This window comes from Nocardioides coralli (genome assembly GCF_019880385.1).
Classification (GTDB): Bacteria; Actinomycetota; Actinomycetes; order Propionibacteriales; family Nocardioidaceae; genus Nocardioides; species Nocardioides coralli.
In genome coordinates this window covers 2373105-2400028 of sequence record NZ_CP082273.1, presented here as the reverse complement: position 1 = coordinate 2400028, position 26924 = coordinate 2373105, and the positions used below count along the sequence as shown (strand labels likewise).

Annotated in this window: 25 protein-coding genes; 20 read left to right on the top strand and 5 right to left on the bottom strand. The window is 70.4% G+C overall.

What is annotated here, in order from left to right; all coding sequences use genetic code 11:
• Positions 1 to 33: 33 nt before the first annotated feature.
• Together K6T13_RS11715 and K6T13_RS11710 are read right to left on the bottom strand one after the other, a co-directional pair.
• The gene (locus K6T13_RS11715; RefSeq protein ID WP_222894750.1) at positions 34 to 1134 is read right to left on the bottom strand and encodes a hypothetical protein; all 1101 of its coding nucleotides are present in this window, start codon (positions 1132 to 1134) and stop codon (positions 34 to 36) included.
• 3 nt (positions 1135 to 1137) lie between these two features.
• Entirely contained in the window at positions 1138 to 2247 is a 1110-nt protein-coding gene (locus tag K6T13_RS11710) for a hypothetical protein (RefSeq protein ID WP_222894749.1), read from the bottom strand.
• A gap of 158 nt (positions 2248 to 2405) precedes the next feature.
• Between K6T13_RS11710 and K6T13_RS11705 the strand changes: the two genes are divergently transcribed.
• Both K6T13_RS11705 and K6T13_RS11700 read left to right on the top strand, forming a co-directional pair.
• A complete protein-coding gene (locus K6T13_RS11705; protein ID WP_222894748.1) occupies positions 2406 to 4247 on the top strand; it encodes a glycosyltransferase family 4 protein in 1842 nt (613 codons plus the stop codon).
• A complete protein-coding gene (locus K6T13_RS11700; RefSeq protein WP_222894747.1) occupies positions 4244 to 4987 on the top strand; it encodes a glycosyltransferase family A protein in 744 nt (247 codons plus the stop codon). The genes K6T13_RS11705 and K6T13_RS11700 overlap by 4 nt, the downstream gene beginning before the upstream one ends.
• A 36-nt stretch (positions 4988 to 5023) precedes the next feature.
• On the opposite strand, the gene K6T13_RS11695 is transcribed toward K6T13_RS11700, so the two are convergent.
• Together K6T13_RS11695 and K6T13_RS11690 are read right to left on the bottom strand one after the other, a co-directional pair.
• Positions 5024 to 5764 (bottom strand): sulfotransferase family protein, encoded by a 741-nt coding sequence (locus tag K6T13_RS11695; RefSeq protein WP_222894746.1) that lies wholly within the window; start codon positions 5762 to 5764, stop codon positions 5024 to 5026.
• Complete coding sequence (locus K6T13_RS11690; RefSeq protein ID WP_222894745.1) at positions 5761 to 7800, bottom strand: phosphoadenylyl-sulfate reductase; 2040 nt, start codon at positions 7798 to 7800, stop codon at positions 5761 to 5763. Before K6T13_RS11690 ends, K6T13_RS11695 begins: the two co-directional genes overlap by 4 nt.
• Positions 7801 to 7916: 116 nt before the next feature.
• Here K6T13_RS11690 and K6T13_RS11685 point away from each other — a divergent pair, with 116 nt between their 5' ends.
• From K6T13_RS11685 to K6T13_RS11650, 8 genes are all read left to right on the top strand, one after another.
• Complete coding sequence (locus K6T13_RS11685; protein WP_222894744.1) at positions 7917 to 8354, top strand: acyl-CoA thioesterase; 438 nt, start codon at positions 7917 to 7919, stop codon at positions 8352 to 8354.
• 87 nt (positions 8355 to 8441) lie between these two features.
• Positions 8442 to 8678: a hypothetical protein gene (locus K6T13_RS11680; RefSeq protein WP_222894743.1), complete on the top strand. Its 237-nt coding sequence runs from the start codon at positions 8442 to 8444 to the stop codon at positions 8676 to 8678.
• Between the two features lie 12 nt (positions 8679 to 8690).
• Positions 8691 to 9824 carry a signal recognition particle-docking protein FtsY gene (ftsY, locus tag K6T13_RS11675; RefSeq protein WP_222894742.1) on the top strand — a complete coding sequence of 378 codons (1134 nt, stop codon included), beginning with the start codon at positions 8691 to 8693 and terminating at the stop codon, positions 9822 to 9824.
• A gap of 170 nt (positions 9825 to 9994) precedes the next feature.
• Positions 9995 to 11332, top strand: a complete 1338-nt coding sequence (locus K6T13_RS11670) for an ammonium transporter (RefSeq protein ID WP_222894741.1) — start codon at positions 9995 to 9997, stop codon at positions 11330 to 11332.
• Complete coding sequence (locus K6T13_RS11665) at positions 11329 to 11667, top strand: P-II family nitrogen regulator (RefSeq protein WP_222894740.1); 339 nt, start codon at positions 11329 to 11331, stop codon at positions 11665 to 11667. The genes K6T13_RS11670 and K6T13_RS11665 overlap by 4 nt, the downstream gene beginning before the upstream one ends.
• Positions 11601 to 13913 (top strand): [protein-PII] uridylyltransferase, encoded by a 2313-nt coding sequence (locus K6T13_RS11660; protein ID WP_346729089.1) that lies wholly within the window; start codon positions 11601 to 11603, stop codon positions 13911 to 13913. The genes K6T13_RS11665 and K6T13_RS11660 overlap by 67 nt, the downstream gene beginning before the upstream one ends.
• A gap of 70 nt (positions 13914 to 13983) precedes the next feature.
• Positions 13984 to 15558 (top strand): signal recognition particle protein, encoded by a 1575-nt coding sequence (ffh, locus tag K6T13_RS11655; protein WP_222894738.1) that lies wholly within the window; start codon positions 13984 to 13986, stop codon positions 15556 to 15558.
• A complete protein-coding gene (locus K6T13_RS11650) occupies positions 15555 to 15932 on the top strand; it encodes a PIN domain-containing protein (protein WP_222894737.1) in 378 nt (125 codons plus the stop codon). The genes ffh and K6T13_RS11650 overlap by 4 nt, the downstream gene beginning before the upstream one ends.
• 5 nt (positions 15933 to 15937) lie before the next feature.
• On the opposite strand, the gene K6T13_RS11645 is transcribed toward K6T13_RS11650, so the two are convergent.
• The gene (locus tag K6T13_RS11645) at positions 15938 to 17086 is read right to left on the bottom strand and encodes a ScyD/ScyE family protein (RefSeq protein WP_222894736.1); all 1149 of its coding nucleotides are present in this window, start codon (positions 17084 to 17086) and stop codon (positions 15938 to 15940) included.
• 115 nt (positions 17087 to 17201) lie between these two features.
• On the opposite strand from K6T13_RS11645, the gene K6T13_RS11640 reads away from it, so the two are divergent.
• The 10 genes from K6T13_RS11640 (at position 17202) to K6T13_RS11595 (ending at position 26921) form a co-directional block, all read left to right on the top strand.
• On the top strand, positions 17202 to 18272 hold the full coding sequence (locus K6T13_RS11640; protein ID WP_222894735.1) for an amidohydrolase family protein: 1071 nt from the start codon (positions 17202 to 17204) through the stop codon (positions 18270 to 18272).
• Between the two features lie 179 nt (positions 18273 to 18451).
• Complete coding sequence (rpsP, locus tag K6T13_RS11635; RefSeq protein WP_222894734.1) at positions 18452 to 19009, top strand: 30S ribosomal protein S16; 558 nt, start codon at positions 18452 to 18454, stop codon at positions 19007 to 19009.
• Between the two features lie 5 nt (positions 19010 to 19014).
• On the top strand, positions 19015 to 19257 hold the full coding sequence (locus K6T13_RS11630; RefSeq protein WP_222898271.1) for an RNA-binding protein: 243 nt from the start codon (positions 19015 to 19017) through the stop codon (positions 19255 to 19257).
• A gap of 103 nt (positions 19258 to 19360) precedes the next feature.
• Positions 19361 to 19912: a ribosome maturation factor RimM gene (rimM, locus tag K6T13_RS11625; protein ID WP_222894733.1), complete on the top strand. Its 552-nt coding sequence runs from the start codon at positions 19361 to 19363 to the stop codon at positions 19910 to 19912.
• 186 nt (positions 19913 to 20098) lie between these two features.
• The gene (locus K6T13_RS11620; protein ID WP_222894732.1) at positions 20099 to 21712 is read left to right on the top strand and encodes a peptide ABC transporter substrate-binding protein; all 1614 of its coding nucleotides are present in this window, start codon (positions 20099 to 20101) and stop codon (positions 21710 to 21712) included.
• Between the two features lie 103 nt (positions 21713 to 21815).
• Positions 21816 to 22820, top strand: coding sequence for an ABC transporter permease (locus K6T13_RS11615; protein ID WP_222894731.1), 1005 nt, complete (start codon positions 21816 to 21818; stop codon positions 22818 to 22820).
• Entirely contained in the window at positions 22813 to 23739 is a 927-nt protein-coding gene (locus K6T13_RS11610; protein ID WP_222894730.1) for an ABC transporter permease, read from the top strand. The genes K6T13_RS11615 and K6T13_RS11610 overlap by 8 nt, the downstream gene beginning before the upstream one ends.
• A gap of 10 nt (positions 23740 to 23749) precedes the next feature.
• Entirely contained in the window at positions 23750 to 24802 is a 1053-nt protein-coding gene (locus K6T13_RS11605; RefSeq protein ID WP_222894729.1) for an ABC transporter ATP-binding protein, read from the top strand.
• On the top strand, positions 24799 to 25884 hold the full coding sequence (locus K6T13_RS11600; RefSeq protein WP_222894728.1) for an ABC transporter ATP-binding protein: 1086 nt from the start codon (positions 24799 to 24801) through the stop codon (positions 25882 to 25884). The genes K6T13_RS11605 and K6T13_RS11600 overlap by 4 nt, the downstream gene beginning before the upstream one ends.
• Before the next feature lie 2 nt (positions 25885 to 25886).
• The gene (locus tag K6T13_RS11595; protein ID WP_222894727.1) at positions 25887 to 26921 is read left to right on the top strand and encodes a Kelch repeat-containing protein; all 1035 of its coding nucleotides are present in this window, start codon (positions 25887 to 25889) and stop codon (positions 26919 to 26921) included.
• Positions 26922 to 26924: the final 3 nt, after the last annotated feature.

The window sequence follows — 26924 nt, the reverse complement described above, 5'->3', positions numbered from 1 at the left end:
GGGGAGCATCCGCGGGTCCGGATTGGCGTGGAGTCACCTGGTGCCCGCCTCGGGGCGAGAGACCGCCGCCTCGCGCTCGGCCAGGCGGCGCACCGGTTCCCTGAGACGCCGGGGGAGCTCGGTGATGTCGAACAGGTCGGGCAGGCGAGACGGGTCGAGGTACTGGTGCACGGTCGTGCCCTCGGTCTTGCGTGGGACGTGGAACAGATCTCCGTCCTCGCCGAAGTACTTGCTCGCCACCTCGCGGTTCCCGGCCTCCCACCTGGCCATGAAGGCGTCCAGGACCGTGCCGGGAAGCGTGAGCGTCGGACCCTGACACGCAGCCGTGAGTCGTTTGGTGAGCTTGCGGTTGTTGAGGCGCCCCGGGCGTCCGCCCTCCGCCTCGACCCGGTGCAGGTTGACGAGTCGCAGGAACTCCACCGACTCGGCGTCGAGGCTCTCGTTGCGGCGGGGCACGGGCTGCAGCTGCTGGCCGGGGATGGCGATTCCAGCCGCGTCTAGGAAGTCCTCGATGAGCGAGCCCTCTCGGAACTCGCTCCTGTCGAAGCGACGCACGATCAGCTGGGTCGGCTGGACCAGCCGTTCCCATGCCCTCAGTCGCCCGGCGAAGTCGTAAACACCGACCAGGTCGATCTCGTCCGTGCGGTCTGCCATCCTGCGCACCTCGCCCGTCTTCACAGCCTGCTGGTAGCGGCTGACCAGGTGGTCGTCCTGTCGGCGCAGGTAGCACACCACGCGCAGGGACTGCGCGTGGGCGCTCGTGAAGTCTCCGAGGATGCGCAGGGATGCGTCGGGGGCCCTGAACACCGCTTCGTCGGAGAGAACGACCCGAGACGCGCCGCTCCGCTCGACCTCGTCGAGCAGGGCTCGACGGAACGCTTCGCGAAAGCCCGCGGGTGAGTGATCGATGACCTCGCGCCAGCGCGGGTCCCGACGCTCCCGGTGGGCCACCCGACTCCCCGAGAAGGTCGCGTCCGGCGTGATGAACAAGCCGAGGCGCAGGTGGCGCACCTGTCCAGGGGTGGTCGGGTAGAGCACCCCGTGCTCGAGCAGCGTCGCGCGGTTCGTCCTGAGGAACGTCTGGATGGTGGAGGTACCGGTCTTGCCCATGCCGGGGTGGAGGACGAGATGCATCTGCTACCCGTCCTCCCGGTCGATCAAGCGGCACAGCGGCTCCCGAAGATCGCCGTCGACGCCGGCTACCTCGAGCAGGTGGCCCACGCGCGACGGATCGAGGCGTTGCAGGCTCGTGGTGCCGCTGTCCTTGCGCGGGGAGCGGAACAGCACGCCGGACGAGTCGGCCAGGTAGCGGGTGGCGACCTTGCGGTTGGACTCCTCCCACTGCGACATGAACTCATCGAGGAGGTCGTCGGGGAGGGTCAGCGTGGGTCCGGTCGACGCCTCGGCGAGCCTGGCGGCCACCTGCCGGTTGTCGATGTGGCCCGGCACCGCACCCTCGCGCTCCACGCGATGCAGGTTCAGGAGCCGGAGGAACTCCACCGCCTCGGCGTCCAGGCTCACGTTGCGCTCGGTCACCGGTTCGAGCTCGTCGACCCCGGCGTCCACCCCGACCGCATCGAGGAAGTCCTGGAACAGCGAGCCGCCCAGCATGCTGTCGCGCTCGAAACGACGTACCACCACCGACGCGGGCTCGAGGACCTCCTCCCACAGGTCCAGGCGCGCGTGGTAGTCGTAGGTCTCCGACAGGTCCATGGCGCGGGTCCGCTCGGCCAGACGTCGGGTCTCGCCGACCTTGACCACCTGTTGGTACCGGCTGACGAGATGGTCGTCCTGACGCCGGAGGTAGCACACGATGGTGCTTCGCCAGCCGTGCGACTCGGCGAAGTCACGGAGCCGCCGCATGGCTGCTGCGGGCATGCCGTAGAGGGCTTCGTCGGACACGAGAACCCGGGGAGTCCCGGCGTCGGCGATCTCGGCGAGCAGCTCCCGCTCGAACCGCCGACGGAACTCGGCGGGGGTCGCGGCCTTTGCGCGCTTCCAGGAGGGGGTCGAGAGCAGTGCCTGGTCCGGCTTGATGTAGAGCCCGAAGCGCGTGTGCCGGGTGGACCCGGGCGCGCGCGGGTAGAGCACCCCGTGGGCCACCAGGTGGTCGCGGTTCTGGTGGAGGAAGGCCTGGAGGGAGGACGTTCCTGTCTTGCCGGTCCCGATGTGGAGCACCAGGTCCTGGGTGGTGTTCCCGGACGAGGGGGACGCCGTCTGGCGTCCGCGGAGGCGGGGCGGATTCATCGGCGTCAGCCTCTCACGAGGAAACGGTCACGTGTCACAAGCGGCATGGTCGCGAGCAGGTGCCTCGCGCCGTCTAGGGTGTGGCGCGTGGCGTCGACAGCGGGCAGATCGGGCCGCCCTCTCGGGTGGGCCCCCAGCCACCCCAGGAGGCGGGATCGGTGACGGGCAGCCCACGTTCCCTCTCGGCCAGGATCCGCACCAAGGCGGCCGGCCTCCGGAGGAGGTTGCCGGTCCCGGCGACCCGGGAGGCCCCGATGGTCTCCTTCGTCCCCGTACCCGATCCGGTGCCCGAGACCACACACCTCGGGCCGGTCATGGACGAGCAGGTCTTCCGCGCACAGCTGGCCATGCGACCCCCCGGGGAGGACGCCGACTACGACCTGCTCCGGGCGAACTTCGACACGCGTCACTACCTGCTCCAGACCCCGGAGCTCCTGAACCAGCGGGGCGTGGACCTCATCGAGCACTTCCTCGAGCACGGCGTCGACCGGGGGCTCAGCCCGCACCCCGATTTCTCCATGAGCAACTACCTCGGTCGGTTCCCCCGGCGGGCACAGGGGCGTGAGCGCAGCCCCTACCTCGCGTGGCTCAAGCGGGGTCGGGACGCGGGGGAGATCGCCGACCCCACGCCGCGCGTGATGCGGATGGCACAGGTCCTCGGCCTGCCGCCCGCGGAGCTGGTCGACACGATGGCCGAACGCCGCCGAGACCTCCAGGATCGGTTTCGGACGGGCACGCTCGGAGCCATGATGGCCAAGGCGGCTGAGATCGAACCCCTGATCGGGGCGGCCTGGACTGAGGTGGCCGATCCCAAGCTGCTTCCGTTGAGCACCGCCCCCGTGGCCGATCAGCAGCACGCCCTGTTCCGCGCACACGAGGATCTGGGGTGGCGCCAGGCCCGGCTCGTCCTGGTCATCAACCGCGCACGCTGGGGCGGCGGCCGCCGCCTGGAAGGGCACCTCGCCCACGCCCTCGTCGGCGACCTGGCTCCCGACGACATCGTGGTCATCTACACCGACGACAGCACGACGTCCCCCCAGGGGCGTTTCCCCGACGGCGTCAGGGAGCTCGACTTCGCGCAGCTGACCGCCCACATGCCCAAGGAGCACGCCCAGCGATCCCTCGTCGTGTTGCTGCGGTCGCTCCGGGCGGACGCCATCGTCACCATCAACTCGCGGATGCTATACCACGCCTTGCGCACGTACGGGCGTGCGCTGACCGCGACCGAGCGGGTCTTTCTCTGCTTCTTCTGCAACGAGCAGTCCGGTCTCGGAACCTGGGAGGGCTGGAGCCTCCGCTACTTCTACCGGGCCTTCGACGACGTCGCCGGCGTGATCACCGACAGCGAGTACCTCGCCGGTGAGCTGACGCGGATGTACCGGGTGACGGATGCAGCGCGGTCCCGGATCCACGTCTTCCGTGCCCCCGTCGACGACTCGCTGCCGACCCCGGCCCACGAGCCGTCGCCGACCGGCAGGCCGCAGGTGTTCTGGGCCGGTCGGTGGGATCGGCAGAAGCGCGTGCCGCTGCTGCTCGAGGTGGCTGGTCTGATGCCAGACGTGGACTTCCGGGTCTGGGGCGAGACCGTCATGGGGGGCCAGCCCCCGGAGGCGCCGGCCAACCTGAGCATCGAGGGCCGCTACGGGCACATCACGGAGATCCCCCTCGCCGAGGCCGACGCCTGGCTCTACACCTCGGGCTGGGACGGGGTCCCGAGCCAGCTCCTGGAGGTGGCGATGACCGGGATCCCGATCGTGGCGACCCAGGTCGGTGGTACCGGCGAGGTCGTCAGCGAGGCCGACGCCTGGCCGGTCGACGCCGAGGCGGGCGCGGCGGCCTACGAGCGTGCCATCCGTGAGGTTCTCGCAGATCCGGGGGAGGCGCGCAGGCGCGCGGCTGCGCTCCGCGAGCGGCTGCTGCAGGACCGCACGATCGAGCAGTTCACCGATCGCGCCCGCCGGGTCCTCCTGGAGAGCCGGGAAGGTGGTGAGGGCACATGACCGCCGTCGACCTGTCGCTGGTCGTGACAGCGCACAACGAGACCTTCGTGTGCGGGCCCACGATGACGGCGGCCGATCTCGCGGTGCAGGCCGCGCGAGACGCCGGCTACACCGTCCAGACCATCGTCGCGCTGGACAAGGCGACACCCGAGACCACCGACTACTTCCACCAACCGGCCTTCGACCACTGGGAGCGCTGGGAGATGGACCACGGCGACCTCGGCAGGGTCCGGAACGCACTCATCCCGAGAACGGACGGCCGACACATCGCCTTCCTCGACGCCGATGACCTGTTCAGCGAGAACTGGCTGGCCAGGGGCCTGGACACGCTCACGGCCGCAGAAGCCCGGGGTGAGCGTGTGATCGCCCACCCGGAGGTCAACATCGTCTTCGACGGCGGCAAGTACCTGCTCCAGAACGTCGACCAGGACTCCCCGCTGTTCACGCCGTACTTCCTCTACGTCCGCAACGGCTACGACTCGCTCTGCCTCACCCCCCGGGAGGCACACCTCGAGGTGCCCTACGTGCACCGGGACATCCCGAACGGGCTCTCGTTCCAGGACTGGCAGTTCGCCGTCGAGACGATGTCGCGCGGGTGGAGGCACGTGGTGGTGCGCGACACGATCATCTTCAAGCGGCGCCGTGACTTCTCGCTCGTGGTCGAGAGCAGTGGGCGCAAGTCCATCCTGCGGTCGCTGCCGGAGATGACCATCGACCGGATCCGCGACCTGCATCGCTGACTACGGCCCCCCAAGGCCGCGCTGCTGACGTAGGACTCAGTACCCGTAGAGCTCGAAGTCCTTCTCGTAGATGCGTTCCGCCCGGCGTACCAGGTCTGGCCGGTTGGCATAGACGCTCTCGGGCGTCTGGTGCCGTGAGGAGTTGCGCCTCTCCCACGGCAGCGCGGGAAGACCTGCCTCGTCCCGAATCCGTTGCAGGTCCGCGTCGAAGCTCTCGACCCGACCGACGCGGTCATAGGCGACCAGCGGGTGCAGGAGATTGACGTGCTGCGGCCGCCAGTGCGGGTCCATGTCGATCACGGGCTGGAGCTCCACAGCGCTGAGGAACTGCTCGAACGAGATCTGCTCTGCTGGATCCTGCGGCACGTCGAGCATGGCCTGCATCCGGGTGCGCCACCTGGGGTTGTCCGCCACCTTGTCCCAATAGACCGATTCGAGTCGGCGCAGGGGGTGTCGGACGAAGGTGAACCGAAAGGCCGTTCCGCGGATCATGCTGAGCACGCGTCGTCGGCCCACCTGCCGGATGGACGGCAGCCGGTGCTCCTGATGGATGTTCGTGGGACGGAAGTTCTTCTCGCCCGTGTGGATCCTGTCCAACCACAGCAGCAGGGTCGAGCACGCGGCCTTCGGGTTCTTGACGTACAGCAGGTCGTGGGACGGCAGTGGCTTCAGGTAGGTGCTGATCCGCGAGTTCGGGAAGTACGACTGGAGCTCGCGCCACGTGACGCCGCCCCGGCCCCCGTCCGGGGCGGCGTCAGGCAGGGACTCCTCGGTCATTCGGCGGGTGCGGTGGCCTTCGCGGCGGCGGCGTCATCGCTCCAGACCGAGACGCACGGGATCTTCGACTCGTCGCAGCGGTCGGCGTACTTCTTCGTGATCTCGGTGACCTCCTCCATCAGGCCCTCGCTGAGGGTGATGGGGGTGAGGCCGAGGTGCAGGAAGCGCTCGTTGGCGACGTGGAGCTCGTTCTCGTCGGCCTCGTTGCGGGGGTTGGGCAGGTTCGCGACCTTCACCCCGGTGCGGTCCGAGATCATCTTCGCCAGGTCGCGGACGCGGTGCGTCTCGGTCATCTGGTTGAAGATCTGGACGCGGTCTTCCCGGGCGGGAGGGTTGCCGAGCGCCAGCTCGATGCACTTCACCGTGTCCTGGATGTGGATGAAGGCGCGGGTCTGGCCGCCGGTCCCGTGCACGGTCAGCGGGTAGCCGATCGCGGCCTGCATCAGGAACCGGTTGAGGACCGTGCCGTAGTCGCCGTCGTAGTCGAACCGGTTGATGAGGCGCTCGTCCTGCCGGGTCTCGGCGGTCTGCGTCCCCCACACGATGCCCTGGTGGAGGTCGGTGACCCGGACGTGGTCGTTCTTGTTGTAGTAGGCGAAGAGCAGCTGGTCCTGCGTCTTCGTCATGTGGTAGATGCTGCCCGGGTTGGCGGGGTAGAGGATCTCCTGGTCGACCAGGCCGTTGCCCGTGTCCACCTTCACCTGCAGGTAGCCCTCGGGGATCTTCATGCCGGCGGTGCCGTAGCCGTAGACGCCCATCGTGCCGAGGTGGACGACGTGGATGTCCAGCCCGCTCTCGACCACCGCGGCCAGCACGTTGTTGGTCGCGTTGAGGTTGTTGCTGACGGTGTAGCGCTTGTGGCGGCTGCTCTTCATGGAGTAGGGCGCCGCCCGCTGCTCGGCGAAGTGGACCAGCGCGTCGGGCTGCCAGTCCTCCAGCAGGTCCAGCAGCCGCTGGTAGTTGATGGCGACGTCGATGTCGTGGAAGGCGATCTCCTTGCCGGAGACCTCCTGCCACGCGCGCAGCCGCTCGCCCATGTGCCGGATCGGGGTGAGCGAGGAGACCTCGAGCTCGATGTCGATCTTGCGACGGGACAGGTTGTCGACGATGGCGACCTCGTGACCCTGCGCCGACAGGTGCAGGGCGGTGGGCCATCCGCAGAATCCGTCTCCACCGAGGATGAGTACGCGCATTGCTTTCCCTTCATCGTTCACCGAGGCCGCGGTCTGCGGCTCGAGCTGCGAGCGTTGGTCGTCTGACGAGTCGATGCTGTGTTCGGGGGTGACCGGGGCGGCCGCCGCCACCTGCGGCTGCCCCTCGGGCTGGCTGGCCGCGGCGCGCTGCATCCGCCCCGTGGCCGGGTCGAAGTGGACGCCGCACTCCTTGACGGCGTCGACCTCCCACCACCAGCGACCGGCCCGGGGGTCCTCCCCGGGCGACACCGCACGGGTGCAGGGGGCGCAGCCGATGCTGGTGTAGCCCCGGTCGTAGAGCTTGTTGTAGGGCACCGCGTGGTCGTGGATGTAGGCCCAGACCTGGTCGGTGGTCCACTCGAGCATGGGGTTGAACTTCTCGAGGCCGTAGTCGTCGTCCCACGACCGCACGCTGAGGTCCCGACGCGTGACTGACTGCTCGCGACGGAGGCCGGTGAGCCAGGCCCGCTTGCCGGACAGGACCCGGCGCAGCGGAGCGACCTTCCGGACCCCGCAGCAGCCGTGACGGAGCTCGACGGCGTCGTAGAACCCGTTCTGCCCGTGCTCGGCGGTCCACGCCGCCACCTCGACGGGGTCGGGGTTGACCATCTCGATCATGTGGCCGTAGCGGGTGTGCACGCTGTGGGCCAGCGCGTGCGTCTCCTCCGGGAGCCGACCCGTGTCGATGCTGAAGATCCCGATGTCGAGGTCGTGCTCGGCGATGAGGTCGGTCATGACCATGCTCTCGGGACCGAACGCGTTGGCCAGCACGGCGGGGGTGTGCTCGGAGGCGATGGTTCGGAGGACCTCGAGGGTCTCCGAGAGGGCATCGCGGTAGTCCAACGAAACCCCCTGGTCCTGTGGTGCGACCGGCGCGAGCTGACTCGCGATGCTAACACCGGGACTCGCTGGTTCCCGGCATCGCGGCGGGCACCAGGACCCACCTCCATAATCGCTGCATGCCGCAGCACCGCCCCACCCGCGCCGACTACGTCCACTGGCAGCAGGCCACGACCCGGTGGGCCGACATCGACGTCTACGGCCACATGAACAACGCTCGCTACTTCGAGCTCATCGACACCGTCGTCAACAACCACCTCGCGGCGGCGACGGGCGTCGACATCCGGGAGCTTCCGGCGATCGGCGTCGTCGCGGAGGTCGGGTGCCGCTACTTCGCCGAGGTGGGCTACCCCGACCCCGTCGACCTGGGGGTGGTCGTCGACCGGGTCGGCCGGTCGTCGGTGGTCTACCGCGTGGGGCTCTTCCAGGGCGGTGAGGAGGCGGCGGCCGAGGGGCGCTTCGTCCACGTGTACGTCGACAACGACGACCCCGCCCGCCCGGTCGTGCCGATGCCCGAGCAGATCCGGGACGCGGTCACCCCGCTGCTGCGCGCCTGAGTGACCACGGAGCGGTCGCCGACGTGCGTCCGGCGAGGTGGCTGTGGGACTGTGGAGCCCTCGTCTCGGGCGGAAGGAACCCCCCTCGTGCTCTTCTTCGCATTCACCCTGGCCGTCATCATGGGCGTCGCCGGGCTGGTCGTGGCCTTCGTCGCCTTCCCTCACCGCGGCCAGCAGCTGCCCGGTGTCCCGTGGCTCGGGGAGACCCTGAGCAGGGCAGTCGGCTCGCTGCCCACCATCGCCGACGGCGAGCTCGACCCCGTGCCCGACGGCGAGCTCGACCGTGGGGCGGACCGCGACCGGGAGACGCTGGTCCGCCTCTGATTGGATTCACCCATGGGTGAGCTGCTCTACCTGATCGTCGCGATCGCGGTCCTCGGCGTCCTCCTCGTCGTCGGCCTGCTGGCGCGGACGCGTCGGGGCCGACCGGTGCCACCGCGCGCCGGCACCGACGTCGTCACCACGCCACCTCCCACCGAGGCCGAGGTCGAGGCGCCCTCCGAGGCCGCCCCGCCCGCCGAGGCGCAGGCCCCCACGCTCGAGAAGCCCGAGGGCACCGCCTCGCGCATGCAGCGGCTCCGCGCCCGCCTCGCGGGCAGCCAGGGCGGCTTCGGCAAGGGACTGCTGGCGCTGCTGTCGCGTGACCGCCTCGACGAGGACACGTGGGAGTCGATCGAGGACACCCTGCTCACCGCAGACGTGGGGGTCGCGCCCACCCAGCAGGTCGTCGAGAACCTCCGGACCCGCCTCCGCGTCGAGGGCGACGGAGCGGCCGACCCTCGATCGGTGCTCCGCGAGGAGCTGGTCGGCCTGGTCGACCCCACGATGGACCGGCGGCTCCAGATCAGCGGCGCGGACGGCAAGCCCGGCGTCGTGCTCGTCGTGGGCGTCAACGGGTCGGGCAAGACCACGACGGTCGGCAAGATCGCCCGGATCCTGGTCGCCGAGGACAAGACGGTCGTGCTCGGCGCTGCCGACACCTTCCGGGCTGCCGCCGTCGACCAGCTCGCCACCTGGGGAGAGCGGGTCGGCGTCGAGGTCGTCCGCGGCCCCGAGGGGGGAGACCCCGCCTCGGTGGCTTTCGAGGCCGTGCGCTCCGGTGTGGAGCGAGTGGCCGACACGGTCATCGTCGACACCGCGGGCCGCCTCCAGAACAAGGCCGGGCTCATGGACGAGCTCGGCAAGGTGAAGCGGGTCATCGAGAAGCAGGCCCCGGTGACCGAGGTGCTGCTGGTCCTCGACGCCACGACAGGTCAGAACGGGTTGATCCAGGCGCGCGTCTTCTCCGAGGTCGTCAACGTGACCGGGATCGTGCTGACCAAGCTCGACGGGTCGGCCAAGGGCGGCATCGTCGTCGCCGTCCAGCGCGAGCTCGGCGTACCCGTCAAGCTGGTCGGCCTCGGGGAGGGGCCGGACGACCTGGCGCCGTTCGACCCCGGGGCGTTCGTCGACGCCATGCTCGGCTCCTGACCGAGCCGTTCACACGCTCGTAACACCCCGTCGCGCTTCGTTGCGCGACGGCAACATCCACCTCCACCGACCGAAACCTCCGGCCGGGATCGTTCCGGCATCGGGTGCCGCCCCGACGACAGCGACGTCGATCCGGGGCCAACCGTCCCTGCACGATCCCTGGAGGTTCCATGGAACACGGCTACCACGCGTTCATGCTGGTGGCGGCGTCGCTCGTCATCCTGATGACCGCGCCCGGCCTCGCGCTCTTCTACGGCGGCATGAGCCGCTCCAAGAGCGTGCTCAACATGATGATGATGTCCTTCGGTGCGCTGGGCGTCACCGGCATCGTCTACGTGCTGTGGGGCTGGTCGATGTCCTTCGGCGAGTCCGACATCGCCATGCTCGTCAACAACCCCTTCGAGACCTTCGGCCTGTCCGGCCTCGAGGGCGCCGACTACATCGGCGTCGGTTTCCAGCTCACCTTCGCCGTCATCACCGCGGCCCTGATCAGCGGAGCGGTGGCCGACCGGCTCAAGTTCTCGGCCTGGATGCTGTTCGTGCCCCTGTGGCTGACCCTGTCCTACTTCCCGATCGCCCACATGGTGTGGGGTGGCGGGTTCCTCGGCACGGCGGAGAACGGCATCGCGGGGCTGCTCTTCGACGGTGACCCCGCGCCGATCGACTACGCCGGCGGCACGGTCGTCCACATCAACGCCGGCGTCGCCGGGCTGGTGCTGGCGCTCATGCTCGGCAAGCGCCTCGGTTTCGGGAAGGAGCCGATGCGTCCCCACAACCTGACCCTGACCATGCTCGGTGCCGGTCTGCTGTGGTTCGGCTGGTACGGCTTCAACGTCGGCTCGATCGTCTTCCCGGGTGAGAGCGCTGACGCGGACGCCGCGCTGTTCCTCAGCGAGACCAGCACGGTGTGGCTCAACACCACCGTGGCAACCTGTGCCGCGATCCTCGGCTGGCTCCTGGTGGAGAAGCTGCGGGACGGCAAGGCGACCTCGCTGGGCGCCGCCTCCGGTGTCGTGGCCGGCCTGGTGGCCATCACGCCTGCCTGCGGCGCGCTCTCACCCCTCGGCTCGATCGTCCTCGGCCTCGTGGCCGGCGGCCTGTGCGCGATGGCGGTCGGCCTGAAGTACCGCCTCGGCTACGACGACGCGCTCGACGTGGTCGGCGTCCACCTCGTGGGTGGCCTGGTCGGGACAGTCGGGGCCGGCTTCCTGGCGACGGGCACCGGCCTGTTCTACGGGGGCGGCGTCGCCCAGCTCGTGGTCCAGGTCCTGGTCGCCCTGGGCGCCATGCTGTGGGCAGCCGCGGCGACGTTCGTCGTGGCGCTGGTCGTCAAGGCACTCATCGGGCTGCGGGTCGACGAGGAGCAAGAGGTCGAGGGCATCGACCTCGTCGAGCACGGCGAGTCGGCCTACGACCTGACCGGCTCGGGCGGCTCCCGGCGCGGATCCACGCTCCCGGGCGCAGCCGTTGCCAGCAGCGACACCGAGAAGGAAGGTGCGAACGCATGAAGCTGATCACCGCGGTCATCAAGCCGCACAAGTGGGAGGACGTCCGCGAGGCGCTGGAGACCTTCGGCGTGACCGGCATGACGGTCAGCGAGGTCAGCGGCTACGGACGCCAGAAGGGCCACACCGAGGTCTACCGGGGTGCGGAGTACGACGTCGCCCTGGTGCCGAAGATCCGGATCGAGATCGTGGTCGCTGACGCCGACGCCGGCGACATCGTCGGGATCATCGTGAAGACCGCGGCCACGGGCCGCATCGGCGACGGCAAGGTGTGGGTCAGCCCGGTGGAGACGGTGACCCGCGTCCGCACCGGCGAGCAGGACGACGCCGCCCTCTAGGTGGTGACTCCGCCACCCCCGTGACCGACGTGGAGACCAGAGCCGAACGGACCGCCGCCGCGGACACCCTGTGCGTGGCAGCGTTCGAGAAGGTCGAGGCTCCGGTCACGGGGGTGGCGCTCGTCGCGGTCGGGGGCTACGGCCGCGGCGAGCTGGCGCCGTGCTCCGACCTCGACGTCGTCCTCGTCCACGACGACGATGTGCGGCTGGGCGGGTGGGCCGGGGAGCTGTGGTACCCGATCTGGGACAGCGGCACCCGGCTCGACCACGCCGTGCGTGCCCTGCCGCAGATGACCGCCGCGGCCGGGACCGACCTCAAGGTCGCCCTGGGCCTGCTCGACACCCGGCACCTGGCCGGCGACCCCAACCTGACGTTGCGGCTGCGCACGACCATGCTGACCCAGTGGCGCCGGGACGCCCGACGCCGGCTGCCGGAGCTCCGCGAGATGGTGCGCGCGCGCCACGAGCAGGTGGGGGAGCTGGCGCACCTGTCGGTGCCGGACCTCAAGGAGGCCGCCGGCGGCCTCCGCGACGCGACCATCCTGCGGGCCCTCGTCGCGTCCTGGCTGGTCGACGTCCCCCACCCCCAGCTGAGAGCCGGTCATCGCTCCCTCCTGGATGTCCGCGACCGGCTCCACGCCCTGGCGGGCCGCGCCACCGACCGGATCGCACCCGAGCACTGGCCCGGGCTGGCCCACTCCCTCGGCCTGGAGGAAGCGGCCACGCAGCAGCACGTGCGCGAGGTCGGTCGGCGTCTCACCCACCTGTCCCGGTTGACGTGGCGGCGGGTCGAGGCCGTGCAGGGCCGCCGCACGCCGGTCGGCGTACGTCGCCCGGAGCTGACCTCGATCGCACCCGGCGTCGCCCTCTCCGCGGGAGAGGTCGTGCTGGACCGGGGTGCTGATCCCGCGGCGGACCCGCTGCTCCTGCTCCGGGCGGCAGCCGAGGCCGCGGAGCGCGACGTGGTGCTCGCGCCGCCCACCGCCGCCCGCCTGGTGCGCGAGTGCGCTCCGATCCCCGAACCATGGCCGCGCGCCGCCCGGCAGCTGCTGGTGCGGCTGCTCGCGGCGGGTCCCGGCCTGCTCGCGGTGTGGGAGACCCTCGACGAGACCGGAGCCCTGCCACGTCTGCTGCCGGAGTGGGAGCGGATCCGGTTGCTGCCGCACGCCTCGGAGATCCACCGGTTCACCGTCGACCGGCACGTGGTGGAGACCTGCATCGAGGCCTCGGCACTGATCCGTGACGTCGCGCGCCCCGACGTCCTCATGGTGGCCGCGCTGCTGCACGACATCGGCAAGGGCGGCCCGCACGAGCACTGCGCGGCGGGGGAGCCGATCGCCCGCGACGTCGCGGCGCGGATCGGCCTCGGTCGCGAGGAGGTCGAGACGGTGGCGACGCTCGTGCGCTGGCACCTGCTGCTCGCCGAGACCGCGACCACCCGCGACCCCGACGACCCCGCCACCCTGGACCACCTGGTGCGACGGATCCCCGACGTCACCACGGCCCGCCTGCTGCTCGCGCTCACCGAGGCCGACGCCCGGGCCACCGCGCCGAAAGCCTGGTCGAGCTGGCGCGCGGGCCTCGTCACCGATCTCGCCCGGCGGCTCATCGCCCGGCTGGACGAGGATGAGGGAACGGGGCCACCGGCGCTCGGGACCGCGCTGCCCGCCACGGCCCCGGCATCGCCGGAGTTCGTGGTGGAGAGCGGCGGCGACGACTGCCGGGTCACCGTCGTCGCCGCCGACCGGGTCGGGCTGCTGGCCGACGTCGCCGCCGTGCTCACCCTGCAGCGGCTCCCCGTGCGCACCGTCCGGGCGTGGACCGAGGGTGACGTCGCCGCGTCTGTCTGGTCGCTGGACGGTGACGTGCCGGACGTCGCCGTGCTGCGACAGCGGTACGACGCCCTGACGGCCGCTCGGCTCGGCGTACCCGCCCGCGCGCGACCCGTGGCGCCACGTGACCTCGAACCCAGGGTGGCGCTGCGGCCGGACGCCTCCCGAGAGGCGACGGTGCTCGAGGTGCGGGCCGCTGACCGGACCGGAGTGCTGCAGCTGACCCTGGAGACCCTCGCCGACCTCGACATCTGGGTGCGCTCCGCCCACGCCGACACGCTCGGCCCGCAGGCGGTGGACGTGTTCTACCTCCAGGAGTCGGGGGCGGGCGCCCTCTCCGACACCCGGGCCGCCGCTGCCGCCCACGCGGTGCGCGACGCGCTCAGCCCCCCGGCGCCTGCCCACCGCGGATGACGGGCGCCGCCGGGCGCTCGGCTAGGGTTGACGACTCCAGGCACCACCCCCAGCGTTCAGGGAAAGACACGTGTTCGCCACTCTCTCCGACCGACTCGCCGACACCTTCAAGGGCCTCCGCGGCAAGGGCAGGCTCTCCGAGGCCGACATCGACGCGACCTGTCGCGAGATCCGCATCGCGCTGCTCGAGGCCGACGTCGCGCTGCCGGTGGTCAAGGAGTTCGTGGCCGCGGTCAAGGAGCGCGCCCGGGGCGAGGAGGTCAGCCAGGCGCTGAACCCCGCCCAGCAGGTCGTCAAGATCGTCAACGAGGAGCTCGTCGAGATCCTGGGCGGCGAGACCCGCAGGCTGAGGTTCGCCAAGTCCGGGCCGACGGTCATCATGCTGGCCGGTCTGCAGGGCTCCGGGAAGACCACCCTCGCCGCCAAGCTGGCGCTCTGGCTCAAGGAGCAGGGTCGCTCGCCGCTGATGGTCGCAGCCGACCTGCAGCGGCCAAACGCGGTCAACCAGCTGCAGGTCAACGGTGAGCGCGCCGGCGTACCCGTCTTCGCGCCGCAGCCCGGCAACGGCGTCGGCGACCCCGTGGCCGTGGCCCGCGAGTCCCTCGAGGAGGCCCGCCGACGGCTCCACGACGTGGTCATCGTCGACACGGCAGGTCGGTTGGGCGTCGACGCCGAGCTCATGCAGCAGGCGGCCGACATCCGGGAGGCGGTCACGCCCGACGAGGTCCTCTTCGTCGTGGACGCCATGATCGGCCAGGACGCCGTCACGACGGCGCAGGCCTTCCTCGAGGGGGTCGGCTTCGACGGCGTCGTCCTGACCAAGCTCGACGGTGATGCCCGCGGCGGCGCCGCCCTCTCGATCGCGAAGGTCACCGGCCGGCCGGTCCTGTTCGCCTCGGCCGGCGAGAAGCTCACCGACTTCGATCTCTTCCACCCCGACCGGATGGCGTCCCGCATCCTCGACATGGGTGACGTGCTCACGCTGATCGAGCAGGCCGAGAAGGCCTTCGACCAGGAGCAGGCCCTCAAGGCCGCCGAGAAGCTGACCGGCAAGGGCGGCGACTTCACCCTCGACGACTTCCTCGAGCAGATGCAGCAGGTCCGCAAGCTGGGCTCGCTGTCGAAGATCATGGGGATGCTCCCCGGGATGGGTCAGTTCCGCGACCAGCTCGACAACTTCGACGAGCGCGAGATCGACCGGATCCAGGCGATCATCCAGTCGATGACCCCCGCCGAGCGCGCCAACCCCAAGATCATCGACGGCTCGCGGCGGGCCCGGATCGCCAAGGGGTCCGGCCGCCAGGTCTCCGACGTCAACCAGCTGGTCGACCGGTTCTTCGAGGCACGCAAGATGATGCAGCAGCTGGCCCGCGGTGGCGGCCTCCCGGGGATGCCCGGCATGCCGGGGCTGCCGGGCGCGGGCGGCGGCAAGAAGGCCAAGGGGAAGCAGCAGAAGAAGGGCAAGGGCAAGCGGGTGTCCGGCAACCCCGCCAAGGCCGCGGCCCAGAAGAAGGCACAGCAGGAGAAGGCGGCCGCGAGCGACGGGGGCAACCCCTTCGGCACCCCCGAAGGTGAGCCGATCGACTACGAGAAGGCCGCCGCGGCGCTCGACCTGCCCCAGGACTTCTCCAAGTACCTCAAGTGAGCCCAGCCCGCCGGTCCGTGCTGGTCGTCGACGGCGCCAACGTGGTCGGCGCCCGTCCCGACGGGTGGTGGAAGGACCGTGCCGGCGCCGCTGCGCGGCTGCACGACGCCCTGCTGCAGGCCGCCGTGCCGCACGACGAGATCGTCCTCGTGCTGGAGGGTCAGGCCAAGCAGGGCGTACGCGCCGGCGGCCCCGCCTCGCTGCGGGTCGTCCACGCCACGCGCGACGGTGACAGCGAGATCCGTCGCCAGGCCGAGCTGGCCACCGAGGCCGGGAAGGACGTCGCGGTGGTCACGGCCGACCGTGCTCTCGCCGCCAACGTCTCCCCGGCCCGGGTGCTGTCGCCCAGCTGGCTGCTGGACCTCCTGGGCTGACCGGCTCAGGGCAACGGCACCCGCATGACGCTGCCGCCGCCGGCGCACACGCTGCAGGTGGTGACGTACGCCGCCCCACCGCGGATCGCGACGCCGTAGGGCGCCGGGAACGGACCGGCGACCGGCTCGGAGCCGCCACCGGGAAGCACCCGCACGAGCGAGCCCATGGGCAGCCCGGGCGTGAGCAGGCCACCGTCGGCGATCTGCACGGCGTACAGGTCCCCGCGGTACCACGCGAGGTCGGTGACGTTCGTCAGGCCGTCGGCGTAGACCGTCGGAGCCCCGCCGCCCCGGGGGACGTGGTGGATGCGGGCGAAGCCGGGCGCGAACGGGAACCCGGTCAGCTCACTGACGAACCAGCCACCTCGTCCGGGGATGACCGACGTCGGCACCGACTGCATGTCGAAGCTGGGCGGGGGACCGGGGAACGGGTTCGGCACGGTGCCGGGCGAGTCGAAGACCGCCAGGGCCCGGATCCGGTGCCGGCCGCCTCCGCGCGAAGAGGACTGTCCCGGTGCCGCGGCCGCCTTCACGAGCGTGTTGCCACCGGAGTCGGTGGCGACGATGTGCCTCCCGCGGACCACCATGCCGGTGGGGTTGCTGTCGGCACCCTCGCCGTCGGGGTCGCGCTTCTCCTCGAAGTGGGCGAGGTCCGCCAGGACCCGGAGGTGCTTCCGGTGGACCCGGCCCGCGGCGACGGTGCCCATGAGCCTCCTGCCCCGGCGCGGCAGGAGGTCCCTGACCGCGGGCTCGTTGCCGAGCCCGATGCTGATAGCGAGCTTCCCCCAGCCCAGTGCCTGCACGTCCGCAGGGCCGATCGCGCCACCGCCGTCAGGGCCGGCGAGCGAGGGCAGGTGGGTGACCACGCGCCGCTGGTGGCCGTTGCGGATCCGGGTGATGGCACCCGAGGGGCCGTAGCAGACCTCGCCCTCGGGGCTGGTCAGACATGGCCCCGAGCCGCCGGTGCCGGCCTCGGCGACGAAGAGCCGGTTGCCGCGGAAGGACAGCAGACGTGGGTTGTCGAGGCCGCTGGCGACCTCCTCCCAGGCCGAGTCGTCGGCGGCGGTGGGCGCCGCGGTCAACGTGCTGGAGATGACGAGTGCGGTCGTGCCCGCGAGGACCCCGAGACGGGCACGACGGTTCCGAGCCTTCATGAGAGCTCCCTGGTTGTCGGTTGCCTGGCCCTCCACGCTTCCTGCGACGGCCACCGGGGGCATCGCCCGTATTGGGGACCGGCGCCCAGCCGTCGCCATGGGTAGGTTGGCGACCATGACGGCCCTTCGGTTCTCCGGCCCGGTCCTTCCCAGCGACGAGGTGCGCGACGTCTACGTCGTCGACGGACGCATCACCTACGAACCACAGCCGGGCGCCGAGACCGTCGCCCGGGGCTGGATCGTGCCGGGCCTCGTCGACGCCCACAACCACCTCGGTCTCGACGACGGGGGAGCCGTCCCCGACGACGAGATCGAGCGCCAGGCGCTCGCCGACCGCGACACCGGTGTGCTGCTGACCCGCGACTGCGGGTCGCCCGCGGACACCCGCTGGGTCCAGGACCGCGAGGACCTGCCACGGCTGGTCCGGTGTGGTCGGCACCTGGCCCGCACGAAGCGCTACATCCGCAACTACGGTCACGAGGTCGAGCCCGACGAGCTGCCGGCGTACGCCGCGCGGGAGGCCCGCGACGGCGACGGGTGGATCAAGCTGGTGGGTGACTGGATCTCCCGCGACGACGGCGACCTGCAGCCGAGCTTCCCCACCGAGACCTTCGCCGCGGCGATCGAGGCCGCCCACGCCGAGGGGGCCAAGGTGACCGCCCACTGCTTCGGGCACGACGTGCTCCAGGGGCTGCTCGACGCCGGCATCGACTGCATCGAGCACGGGACCGGGCTCGACCTCGACCAGGTCCAGCAGATGGCCGATGCCGGCGTCGCCCTGGTGCCGACGGTCCAGCAGACCTCCAAGTTCCCCGACTACGTCGCCGCCGCGCGCGAGAAGTTCCCGGCGTACGCCACGACGATGGAGGGTCTCCACGCCCGCCGCCGCGAGACACTGATGTCGGCGTACGAGGCGGGGGTGCCGCTCTTCGTCGGCTCCGACGGTGGTGGGGTGACCCGCCACGGCGACCTCGTCGGCGAGATCCTGGCGATGGCGGACATGGGCGTCCCCGCCGGTGACGTCCTCGCGGCGGTGTCGTGGCGCGGGCGGGCGTGGCTGGGCTTCCCCGGGACGGAGGAGGGGGCGGCGGCCGACTTCGTGGTCCTGGACGGCGACCCGCGCTCCGACCTGTCGGTGCTGGGCCGCCCCTCCCGGGTGGTGCTGCGCGGTCGCGTCGTCGCCTGAGACACCGGCGCTCCGGCTCGATTACCGGACGCCGGACGGGTCTGGCACAATGGCGCGCTGAGTCCCGCGACCACCGGACCCTCTCACCCGGGGGCCGCGGAGCCCGCCGAGGAAACCACCCGGTCCCCACCCGGTGGCGGTTCCTCACCACACACAACTTCCGAGGAGACACCACACACGTGTCCGTCAAGATCCGTTTGAAGCGCCTGGGCAAGGTCCGGGTGCCGCAGTACCGCATCGTCGTCGTCGACTCGCGCAAGAAGCGTGACGGTCGTGTGATCGAGGAGATCGGCAAGTACCACCCCAAGGAGGACCCGTCCTACATCGACGTGGTCTCCGACCGGGCGCAGTACTGGCTCGGCGTGGGTGCCCAGCCGAGCGACGCCGTCGCCGCGATCCTCAAGGTCACCGGTGACTGGCAGAAGTTCCGGGGCGAGCCGGGTGCCGAGGGCACCCTCAAGGTCGCGGAGCCGAAGCGCGACAAGACCGAGATCTTCAACGAGGCCCTCAAGGACGCCGCCAACGAGCCCAAGGGCGCCGCGGTGACCAAGAAGGCCGCCAAGAAGGACGAGCCCAAGGCCGAGGACAAGGCCGAGGAGGCCTCCCCCGAGAAGGGCGCCGAGAAGGCCGACGAGCCCGCCGAGGTCCCCGCGTCGGAGACCCCTGAGGGCGCGGCCGAGGCTGCCGAGGCCGCCGAGGAGATCACCGCCGAGGACGCCGGCAAGAGCGAGGCGTGACCGCCGTGCTCGCCGATGCCCTCGAGCACCTCGTGCGTGGCGTCGTCGACCACCCCGACGACGTCACGGTCCGCGACCGCCAGCAGCGCCGTGGCTCGGTCCTCGAGGTCCGGGTCCACCCCGACGACCTCGGCAAGGTGATCGGCCGCAGCGGTCGCACGGCCACGGCCTTCCGCACCGTCATCTCGGCCCTCGCGGGCCGTGGCGGCGCCCGGATCGACTTCGTGGACGTCGACCGGGGCCGGTAGGTCCCCACGCCATCACGACGGGCGTCGCTCCCTCACCGGGAGCGGCGCCCGTCGTCGCGTCTCCGCCCGCGCGTGCACCTCGCCCTCCGCCTAGGCTGGCGGCGTGGACGAGCGCATCGAGGTGGTGGTGGGGCGCATCGGCAAGCCCCACGGGATCAGGGGCGAGGTGACCGTGGAGGTCCGCTCCGACGAACCGGAACGCCGGTTCGCCGCCGGCACCCGGCTGCGCGCGCAGCCCCGGCGGGACGCCGCGACGCGTCACGTGGGCCTCACCGTGCAGGGGACGCGGTGGCACCAGGGGACGCTGCTGGTGACCTTCGAGGAGCTCGGCGACCGCACCGCTGCCGAGGCGGCGCGAGGCACCCTGCTGCACGCCGAGATCGATCCAGACGACCGTCCCGCGGACCCGGACGAGTATTACTCCCACCAGCTCGTCGGCCTCGCGGCGTACGACGTCGCCGGCGACCACCTGGGGGAGGTGACGGCCCTGGTGCGCGGTGGCGCGCAGGACCTGCTGACGATCCGCACGGCCGGTGGCCGCGACGCGCTCGTGCCCTTCGTCAAGGAGCTGGTCCCCGAGGTGGACCTGGACGCCGGCCGGGTCGTCGTCGCCGACCGTCCGGGTCTCGTGTCGCCGCTGCCCGAGGACGCTTGAGCCCCTGGGAGCCCACGCCGTGCACCCCGCTGTCCGGAGTGCCGAATCGGCGCGAAGGTCACGGCTCGAGATCGGATGGATACGGTCCGATAACGATGACGGCCGGGGTGCTTGCCCTTGCTTGTGACAGAAGTCAGGGTTGGCCGCGCTAAGCGTTTCATGCGCATTTTCCACCAAGGAGGACCAATGAAGGTCAGCATGCCTATGCGCGCGACCGCCGTTGCAGCGGCGCTCGTGCTCGGGCTGGCCGCCTGTGGCGGCGGAAGCGACGAGCCGGAGGACACTCCGGGCGCCGCGGAGCCCACGGGTGAGCCGGGTGGCGAGTACATCGCCGAGATCACCGAACCGTCGTTCCTCGCCCCCACGACGAACTGCTACGAGTCCGAGTGCTCGGCCATCCTCGACATGATCAACGACCCGGTCGTGTCCACCGACTTCGAGTCCGGCGAGCTGGTCTACGACGGCCTGGCCGAGAGCATCGAGGCCAACGAGGACAACACCGTCTGGACCGTGACCCTCAAGGAGGGCCGGACCTTCCACAACGGCGAGCCCGTCGACAGCGAGGCGTTCGCCCGCGCGTGGAACTACTCCCAGAACCCGAAGAACGCCCAGGCCACCGCCGGCTTCCTCGCCCGCATCCAGGGCGCCGGTGAGGGCAAGGAGATGTCGGGCCTCAACGTCGTCGACGAGCGCACCTTCGAGGTCACCCTCAACGGTCCGTTCTCGCAGTTCGGCCAGATGATGTCCTACTCGCCGGCCTTCGCCCCCGTGGCGCAGGAGTGCTTCGACGACTTCAAGGCCTGCAACGAGGAGCCCATCGGCACCGGCCCCTACACCATGGACGGCGCCTGGCAGCACGACCAGCAGATCGCTGTCGCCAAGTGGGCCGACTACGCCGGCGACCAGCCGGCCACGGCCGACAAGGTGACCTTCCAGATGTTCACCACGCCCACCGCGGCGTTCCGTGACTTCCAGAACGGCGGCCTGGACGTGATCCAGCTCGCGCCGGAGGTCTACCTGGAGGCCAAGGGCCAGCTCGGCGACGAGATCCTCGAGGAGCCGACCGCGACCCTGACCTACCTGGGCTTCCCGCTCGGCACCGAGCCGTTCGACGAGAAGCTGGTCCGGCAGGCCATCTCGCTGTCGATCGACCGCCAGCTGATCGTGGACCAGGTCCTCAACGGCCAGGCCTACCCGTCGACCGACATCGTCACCCCGCCGATCCCCGGCTCGCGTGACGACGCCTGCGACTACTGCACCTACGACCCCGAGCGGGCCAAGGAGCTGCTGGACGAGGCCGGCTTCAACGCCGAGGGCCAGACCCTGCAGTTCTACTTCAACGCTGACGCCGGTCACGACCAGTGGGTCGAGGCTGCCGCCCGCCAGGTGCAGGAGAACCTCGGCTTCGACTACAAGCTGCAGTCGACCGAGTGGGCCCAGTACCTCGAGCTCCTGGACGCCCAGAAGTTCACCGGTCCGTTCCGCCTCGGCTGGTCGCTGGACTACCCGTCCCCGGAGAACTACCTGCGGCCGATCGTCGGCACCAACGGTGACTCCAACTACACCGGCTACAGCAACCAGGAGGTCGACGACTTCATCGAGCAGGGCGACCAGGCCGGCTCGACCGAGGAGGCCTTCGAGTTCTACCAGCAGGCCGGTGACATCGCCCTGGAGGAGCTGCCCATCATCCCGATGTGGAGCGGTGGCGCCGCGATCGCCTTCAGCGACGAGGTCGGCGACGTCTACTTCGACGTCGGCGAGGGTGAGATCGCCTTCAAGGAGATCTCCGTCACCCAGTGACAATCGCCTAAGGTAACGTCCACAGGCGACTGCGACGGGGGTCGGGCCTTCCGGCTCGGCCCCCGTCTCAGGTTGCTCGCTGCGTTTCGGAAAGAGGACTCGCATGGGGCGCTACGTAGCCCGCCGACTGATCCAGTTCATCCCCGTCATCCTGGGGACCCTGTTCCTGCTCCACCTGCTCAGCGTCATCACGATCCAGATCGTCGGTGACCCCGTGCGCGCCCTGTTCGGGGAGAACGCACCCCCGCAGGCAGTCATCGACCAGCTGCAGGCCCAGTACGGCCTCGACGACCCGTGTCTCGAGACGACCGGAAACCCCTGCATCGGCATGTTCGTCGACCGCCTCGGCCAGTACGCCCAGGGCGACTTCGGCACCAACTTCCGCGGTCGGCCCGTCAGCGACCTGTTCGGCGAGCGCATCGGCGTGACGATCCGGATGACGACGATCGCGATCATCTTCGAGATCGTCGTCGGCATCATGCTGGGAGTCTTCGCGGGCCTGCGCAAGGACAAGTTCGTCGACAACTTCGTCCGCGTGACGACCTCGATCCTCATCGCCTTCCCGGTCTTCGTCTTCGGCTCGCTCGCTCTCCTGTTCGTCGGGCTCAAGTTCGGCCTCTACCTCAGGCAGAGTGACTGGGCACCCGACTGGCTCGGCCAGATGTTCCAGGTGGGCTACCAGGCCGACTACCCGTGGTTGAGCCTCGTGCTGCCCGGCGTGGTGCTCGGAGCGTTCTCGCTCGCCGCGGTCGCCCGGCTGACCCGCACGAGCCTCGTGGAGAACCTGCGCTCCGACTACGTCCGTACGGCGCGGGCCAAGGGCATGACCACCAGCCGCACCATCGGCATCCACACCTTGCGCAACTCGCTGATCCCGGTGGTGACCTACATCGGCATCGACATCGGGTTCCTGCTGGGCGGCTCGCTGGTGACCGAGGGCATCTTCAACGTGCCCGGCATCGGCCAGCTGGTGTTCCTGGCCATCCAGGCCAACGACACCCCGGTCATCGTGGGCGTGATCACGATCATCACCATCGTGTTCCTCGTCTCCAACCTGCTCGTCGACATCCTGTACGCCGCTCTCGACCCGAGGATCCGCTATGAGTGACCTCAGCCAGGCCACGACCGCCACGGCGGAACCCGGTGGTTCCTCCGATTCCGGTTCGGGCTCCAACCGCACCCTGTGGGGTGATGTCCGTTACGAGCTGACCCGCAACCCGATCTTCTGGGTGTCCTCGGTGCTCGTGCTCATCATCTTGCTGATGGCCTTCTTCCCGCAGATCTTCGCGAGCACCTCGCCCAACTCGTCGGGCGCCTGCGACCTGCGCAACGCCCGCGTCACACCCACGTGGGACAAGCCCTTCGGCTTCACCCGCGACGGCTGCGACATGTGGTCCTCGCTCGTGTGGGGCACCGGCAAGTCCGTCATCGTGGCGATCCTCGCGACGACCGGCACCGCGATCGTCGGTGTCATCACCGGTACCGCCGCCGGGTGGTTCGGGGGCTTCACCGACACCGTCATCAGCCGCATCACCGACGTGTTCTTCGGACTGCCCTTCATCCTGGGCGCGATCGTCTTCCTGGCGATCTTCCCGACGCGCAACGAGATCACCATCTCGCTGGTGCTGATCATCCTCGGGTGGACCTCGATCACGCGCGTGATGCGGGGCAGCGTGCTGTCGACGAAGCAACGCGACTTCGTCGACGCAGCCCGGGCGCTGGGTGCCAGCGACATGTTCATCATCCGCAAGCACATCCTGGCCAACAGCATCGCTCCGGTGATCGTGCTCGCGACCATCGGTCTCGGGTCCTACATCAGTGCGGAGGCCACGCTGACGTTCCTCGGGGTGGGCTACCAGCGGCCGACCGTCTCGTGGGGCCTGCTGGTGGCGGACGGTCAGACCCTCGCCCTGGCGGGCTTCTGGCACCTGCTCGTCTACCCCTGTGCGTTCATCGTGATCACGGTGCTCGCGTTCATCCTGCTGGGTGACGTGCTCCGTGACGCCCTGGACCCCCGAAGCCGCTGAGGACCGACACATGACTGAGACCAAGACCGACGTGTCGACCGGGCCGGCCAAGAACCCGCTCGCCGACGTCCCGTTCGACCCCAACGCCCCGCTGCTGGAGGCCGACGACCTGCGGGTCGAGTTCCACACCCGCGACGGAGTCGCCAAGGCCGTCAACGGCGTGAGCTTCTCGCTGGGCGAGGGGGAGACCCTCGGCATCCTCGGCGAGTCGGGCTGCGGCAAGTCCGTGACCGCACAGGCGATCATGGGCATCCTCGACACCCCGCCCGCCAGGATCGCGGGGGGCGAGGTCCGCTACCGCGGGGTCGACCTGCTGTCGATGGACGAGAAGCTCCGGCGGCACGTCCGGGCCAACAAGATCGCGATGATCTTCCAGGACGCGCTGTCGTCGCTGAACCCCGTCTTCACCGTCGGGTGGCAGCTCGCCGAGCTCTTCCGGAAGCACCAGGGCGCCAGCCGCAAGGAGGCGAAGGCCCAGGCGATCGAGATGCTTGAGCTGGTCAACATCCCGGCGGCGAAGTCGCGCGTCAACGACTTCCCGCACCAGTTCTCCGGCGGCATGCGGCAGCGCGTGATGATCGCGATGGCGCTCGCCCTCAAGCCCGAGGTGATCATCGCCGACGAGCCCACCACGGCGCTCGACGTGACCGTGCAGGCCCAGGTGATGCAGCTGCTGGCCGATCTCCAGCAGGAGATGAAGATGGGCCTGATCCTCATCACCCACGACATGGGCGTGGTGGCCGACGTGGCCGACAAGATCTGTGTGATGTACGCCGGCAACGCCGTCGAGCAGGCCGACGTCTACCAGATCTACGAGAGCCCGGCCCACCCCTACACGCGAGCGCTCCTGGAGTCGATCCCGCGGGTCGACCAGAAGGGACAGGAGCTGACGGTCATCAAGGGGCTGCCGCCCGCTCTGGTCAGCCCGCCGCCGGGCTGCTCGTTCCACCCGCGGTGCACCTTCGCCCGCGACAAGTGCAAGACCGACAAGCCCGAGCTGTACCCCGTGCCCGGTGGCCGGACCAGCGCGTGCCACTTCTGGGAGGAGGTCCAGGCCAAGTGACCACCGACAGCGCTCAGGTCCAGCAGGAGAGGACCAGCGGGCACGACCCCGACGTCGTGCTCGAGGTGACCGACGTCAAGAAGTACTTCCCGCTGACCCAGGGGATCGTGTTCAAGCGGACGATCGGCCACGTCAAGGCCGTGGACGGTGTCTCGCTCACCCTGCGCAAGGGGGAGACCCTCGGCGTGGTCGGCGAGTCCGGGTGCGGCAAGTCGACGCTCGGGCGGCTGCTCATGGGCCTGGAGAAGCCCAGCGAGGGCTCCATCAAGCTCCTCGGCCAGGAGATGGCCGGCCTCGGCACCAAGGGGCTGCGGCGACTGCGGCGCGACATCCAGATCGTGCTGCAGGACCCCTACTCGTCACTCGACCCGAGGATGACCGTCGGCGACATCGTCGGCGAGCCCTTCGACATCCACAAGGACGGGCTGGACGGTCGCGACCGTCGCAAGACCGTCCAGGAGCTCCTCGAGGTCGTCGGCCTCAACCCCGACCACATCAACCGCTACCCCCACCAGTTCTCCGGTGGCCAGCGGCAGCGGATCGGCATCGCGCGGGCGCTCACCCTGCGCCCCAAGGTGCTGGTCTGCGACGAGCCGGTGTCCGCGCTCGACGTGTCGGTGCAGGCCCAGGTCGTCAACCTCTTCGAGCAGCTGCAGGACGAGTTCGGCCTGGCCTACGTGTTCATCGCCCATGACCTGTCCGTCGTCCGCCACATCTCCGACCGCGTGATGGTGATGTACCTCGGCAAGGGCGTGGAGGTCGGCAACGAGCACGAGATCTACGACGAACCCACGCACCCCTACACCCAGGCGCTGCTCTCCGCGGTCCCGGTGCCGGACCCTCGGCTGAAGGGTCGGCGCGAGCACATCGTCCTCGAGGGCGACGTGCCGAGCCCGGCCGACCCGCCGTCTGGCTGCCGGTTCCGGACGCGGTGCTGGAAGGCCCAGGACATCTGTGCGACCGAGGAGCCCGTGCTCCAGGTCCGTGACGGGTCGCCCCACCCCTCCGCGTGCCACTTCGCCGAGGTGCGCGACGTCGTCCACGCGATCGACGGCGAGGCGCAGCCGGAGCGGGACGACTGACGGTGCCCCTACGCCGCAGCCTGCGGGCGCGTGCCCTCGGCCCGGGCCTCGGCGTCCTCCTCCTGCTCGGTGGTTGCGCTGCGGAGGAGGCGTCCGAGCCGGACGCTGCCGTGTCGCCGAGCGACTCGCCGTCGGTCTCCCCGGGCTCGGACTCCGACGGGATCACGACCGAGTCCGAGGAGCTGCCCGAGTGGCAGCCCATCGCCGGCCTGGAGACCCCGCGGGACGACTTCGGGACCGCCGTCATCGGGCGGGAGATCTGGGCGCTGGGGGGGATGACGGGGGAGCGGGGCAACCGGCTGCTGTCGATCGAGATCCTCGACACCCGCACCGGCGAGTGGCGGACCTCCGACATCGAGATGCCCCGTGGCCTCGCCTCGTTCGAGGTCGTCGCGGACGGTCCGCTGGTCTACGCGTTCGGCGGCCTCGACGCCACCAGCACGGCCACGGCCTTCTCCTCCGTGCTCGACACGCGGACCGGGACGTGGCGACGGCTCGACGCCCTGCCGCACGCGCGCTACGCCCACACGGTGACGGCGTACGACGGCCTCTACTACGTCATCGGCGGCCGTGACGGCGACGGGCCGGTGGCCGAGGTCGACGTCTTCGACCCACGGACCGAGGAGTGGACGACCCTCGACCAGCCGATGCCCAACGCCCGTGACTCCCACAAGACCGCCGCGACGCCGGCGGGACTCGTGGTGGCGGGCGGCTTCCGCGACTTCGAGGACAGCGACCTCGTCGACCGGTTCGACCCGGCGACGGGCGAGTGGAGCACGCTGCCGACGCTGCCGGAGCCCATGTCGCGCTCGGGCGTGGTGTTCACCGAGGGCATGGTGTGGATCGCCCTGCACGAGTCGGCGTACGTGCTGGACCCGAGCGACCCCGAGGCAGGGTGGGAGGAGGCCAACCCGCTGACGCTCTCGCGGCACGGCATGGGGTTCGTCGTGGTCGATGGCGTCATCTACTCCATCGGTGGCTGCGCGCTCAACCCGCTGCGCGACGTGCGGACCGTGGACCGGCTCGAGCTGGCCTGAGCC

Coding starts and splice junctions, on each gene's coding strand:
- K6T13_RS11715 (WP_222894750.1), bottom strand. CDS start 1,134: ATGCATCTCGTCCTCCACCCCGGCATGGGCAAGACCGGTACCTCCACC.
- K6T13_RS11665 (WP_222894740.1), top strand. CDS start 11,329: ATGAAGCTGATCACCGCGGTCATCAAGCCGCACAAGTGGGAGGACGTC.
- K6T13_RS11640 (WP_222894735.1), top strand. CDS start 17,202: ATGACGGCCCTTCGGTTCTCCGGCCCGGTCCTTCCCAGCGACGAGGTG.
- K6T13_RS11615 (WP_222894731.1), top strand. CDS start 21,816: ATGGGGCGCTACGTAGCCCGCCGACTGATCCAGTTCATCCCCGTCATC.
- K6T13_RS11620 (WP_222894732.1), top strand. CDS start 20,099: ATGAAGGTCAGCATGCCTATGCGCGCGACCGCCGTTGCAGCGGCGCTC.
- K6T13_RS11695 (WP_222894746.1), bottom strand. CDS start 5,764: ATGACCGAGGAGTCCCTGCCTGACGCCGCCCCGGACGGGGGCCGGGGC.
- K6T13_RS11645 (WP_222894736.1), bottom strand. CDS start 17,086: ATGAAGGCTCGGAACCGTCGTGCCCGTCTCGGGGTCCTCGCGGGCACG.
- K6T13_RS11685 (WP_222894744.1), top strand. CDS start 7,917: ATGCCGCAGCACCGCCCCACCCGCGCCGACTACGTCCACTGGCAGCAG.
- K6T13_RS11610 (WP_222894730.1), top strand. CDS start 22,813: ATGAGTGACCTCAGCCAGGCCACGACCGCCACGGCGGAACCCGGTGGT.
- K6T13_RS11700 (WP_222894747.1), top strand. CDS start 4,244: ATGACCGCCGTCGACCTGTCGCTGGTCGTGACAGCGCACAACGAGACC.
- K6T13_RS11710 (WP_222894749.1), bottom strand. CDS start 2,247: ATGAATCCGCCCCGCCTCCGCGGACGCCAGACGGCGTCCCCCTCGTCC.
- K6T13_RS11605 (WP_222894729.1), top strand. CDS start 23,750: ATGACTGAGACCAAGACCGACGTGTCGACCGGGCCGGCCAAGAACCCG.
- K6T13_RS11670 (WP_222894741.1), top strand. CDS start 9,995: ATGGAACACGGCTACCACGCGTTCATGCTGGTGGCGGCGTCGCTCGTC.
- ftsY (WP_222894742.1), top strand. CDS start 8,691: ATGGGTGAGCTGCTCTACCTGATCGTCGCGATCGCGGTCCTCGGCGTC.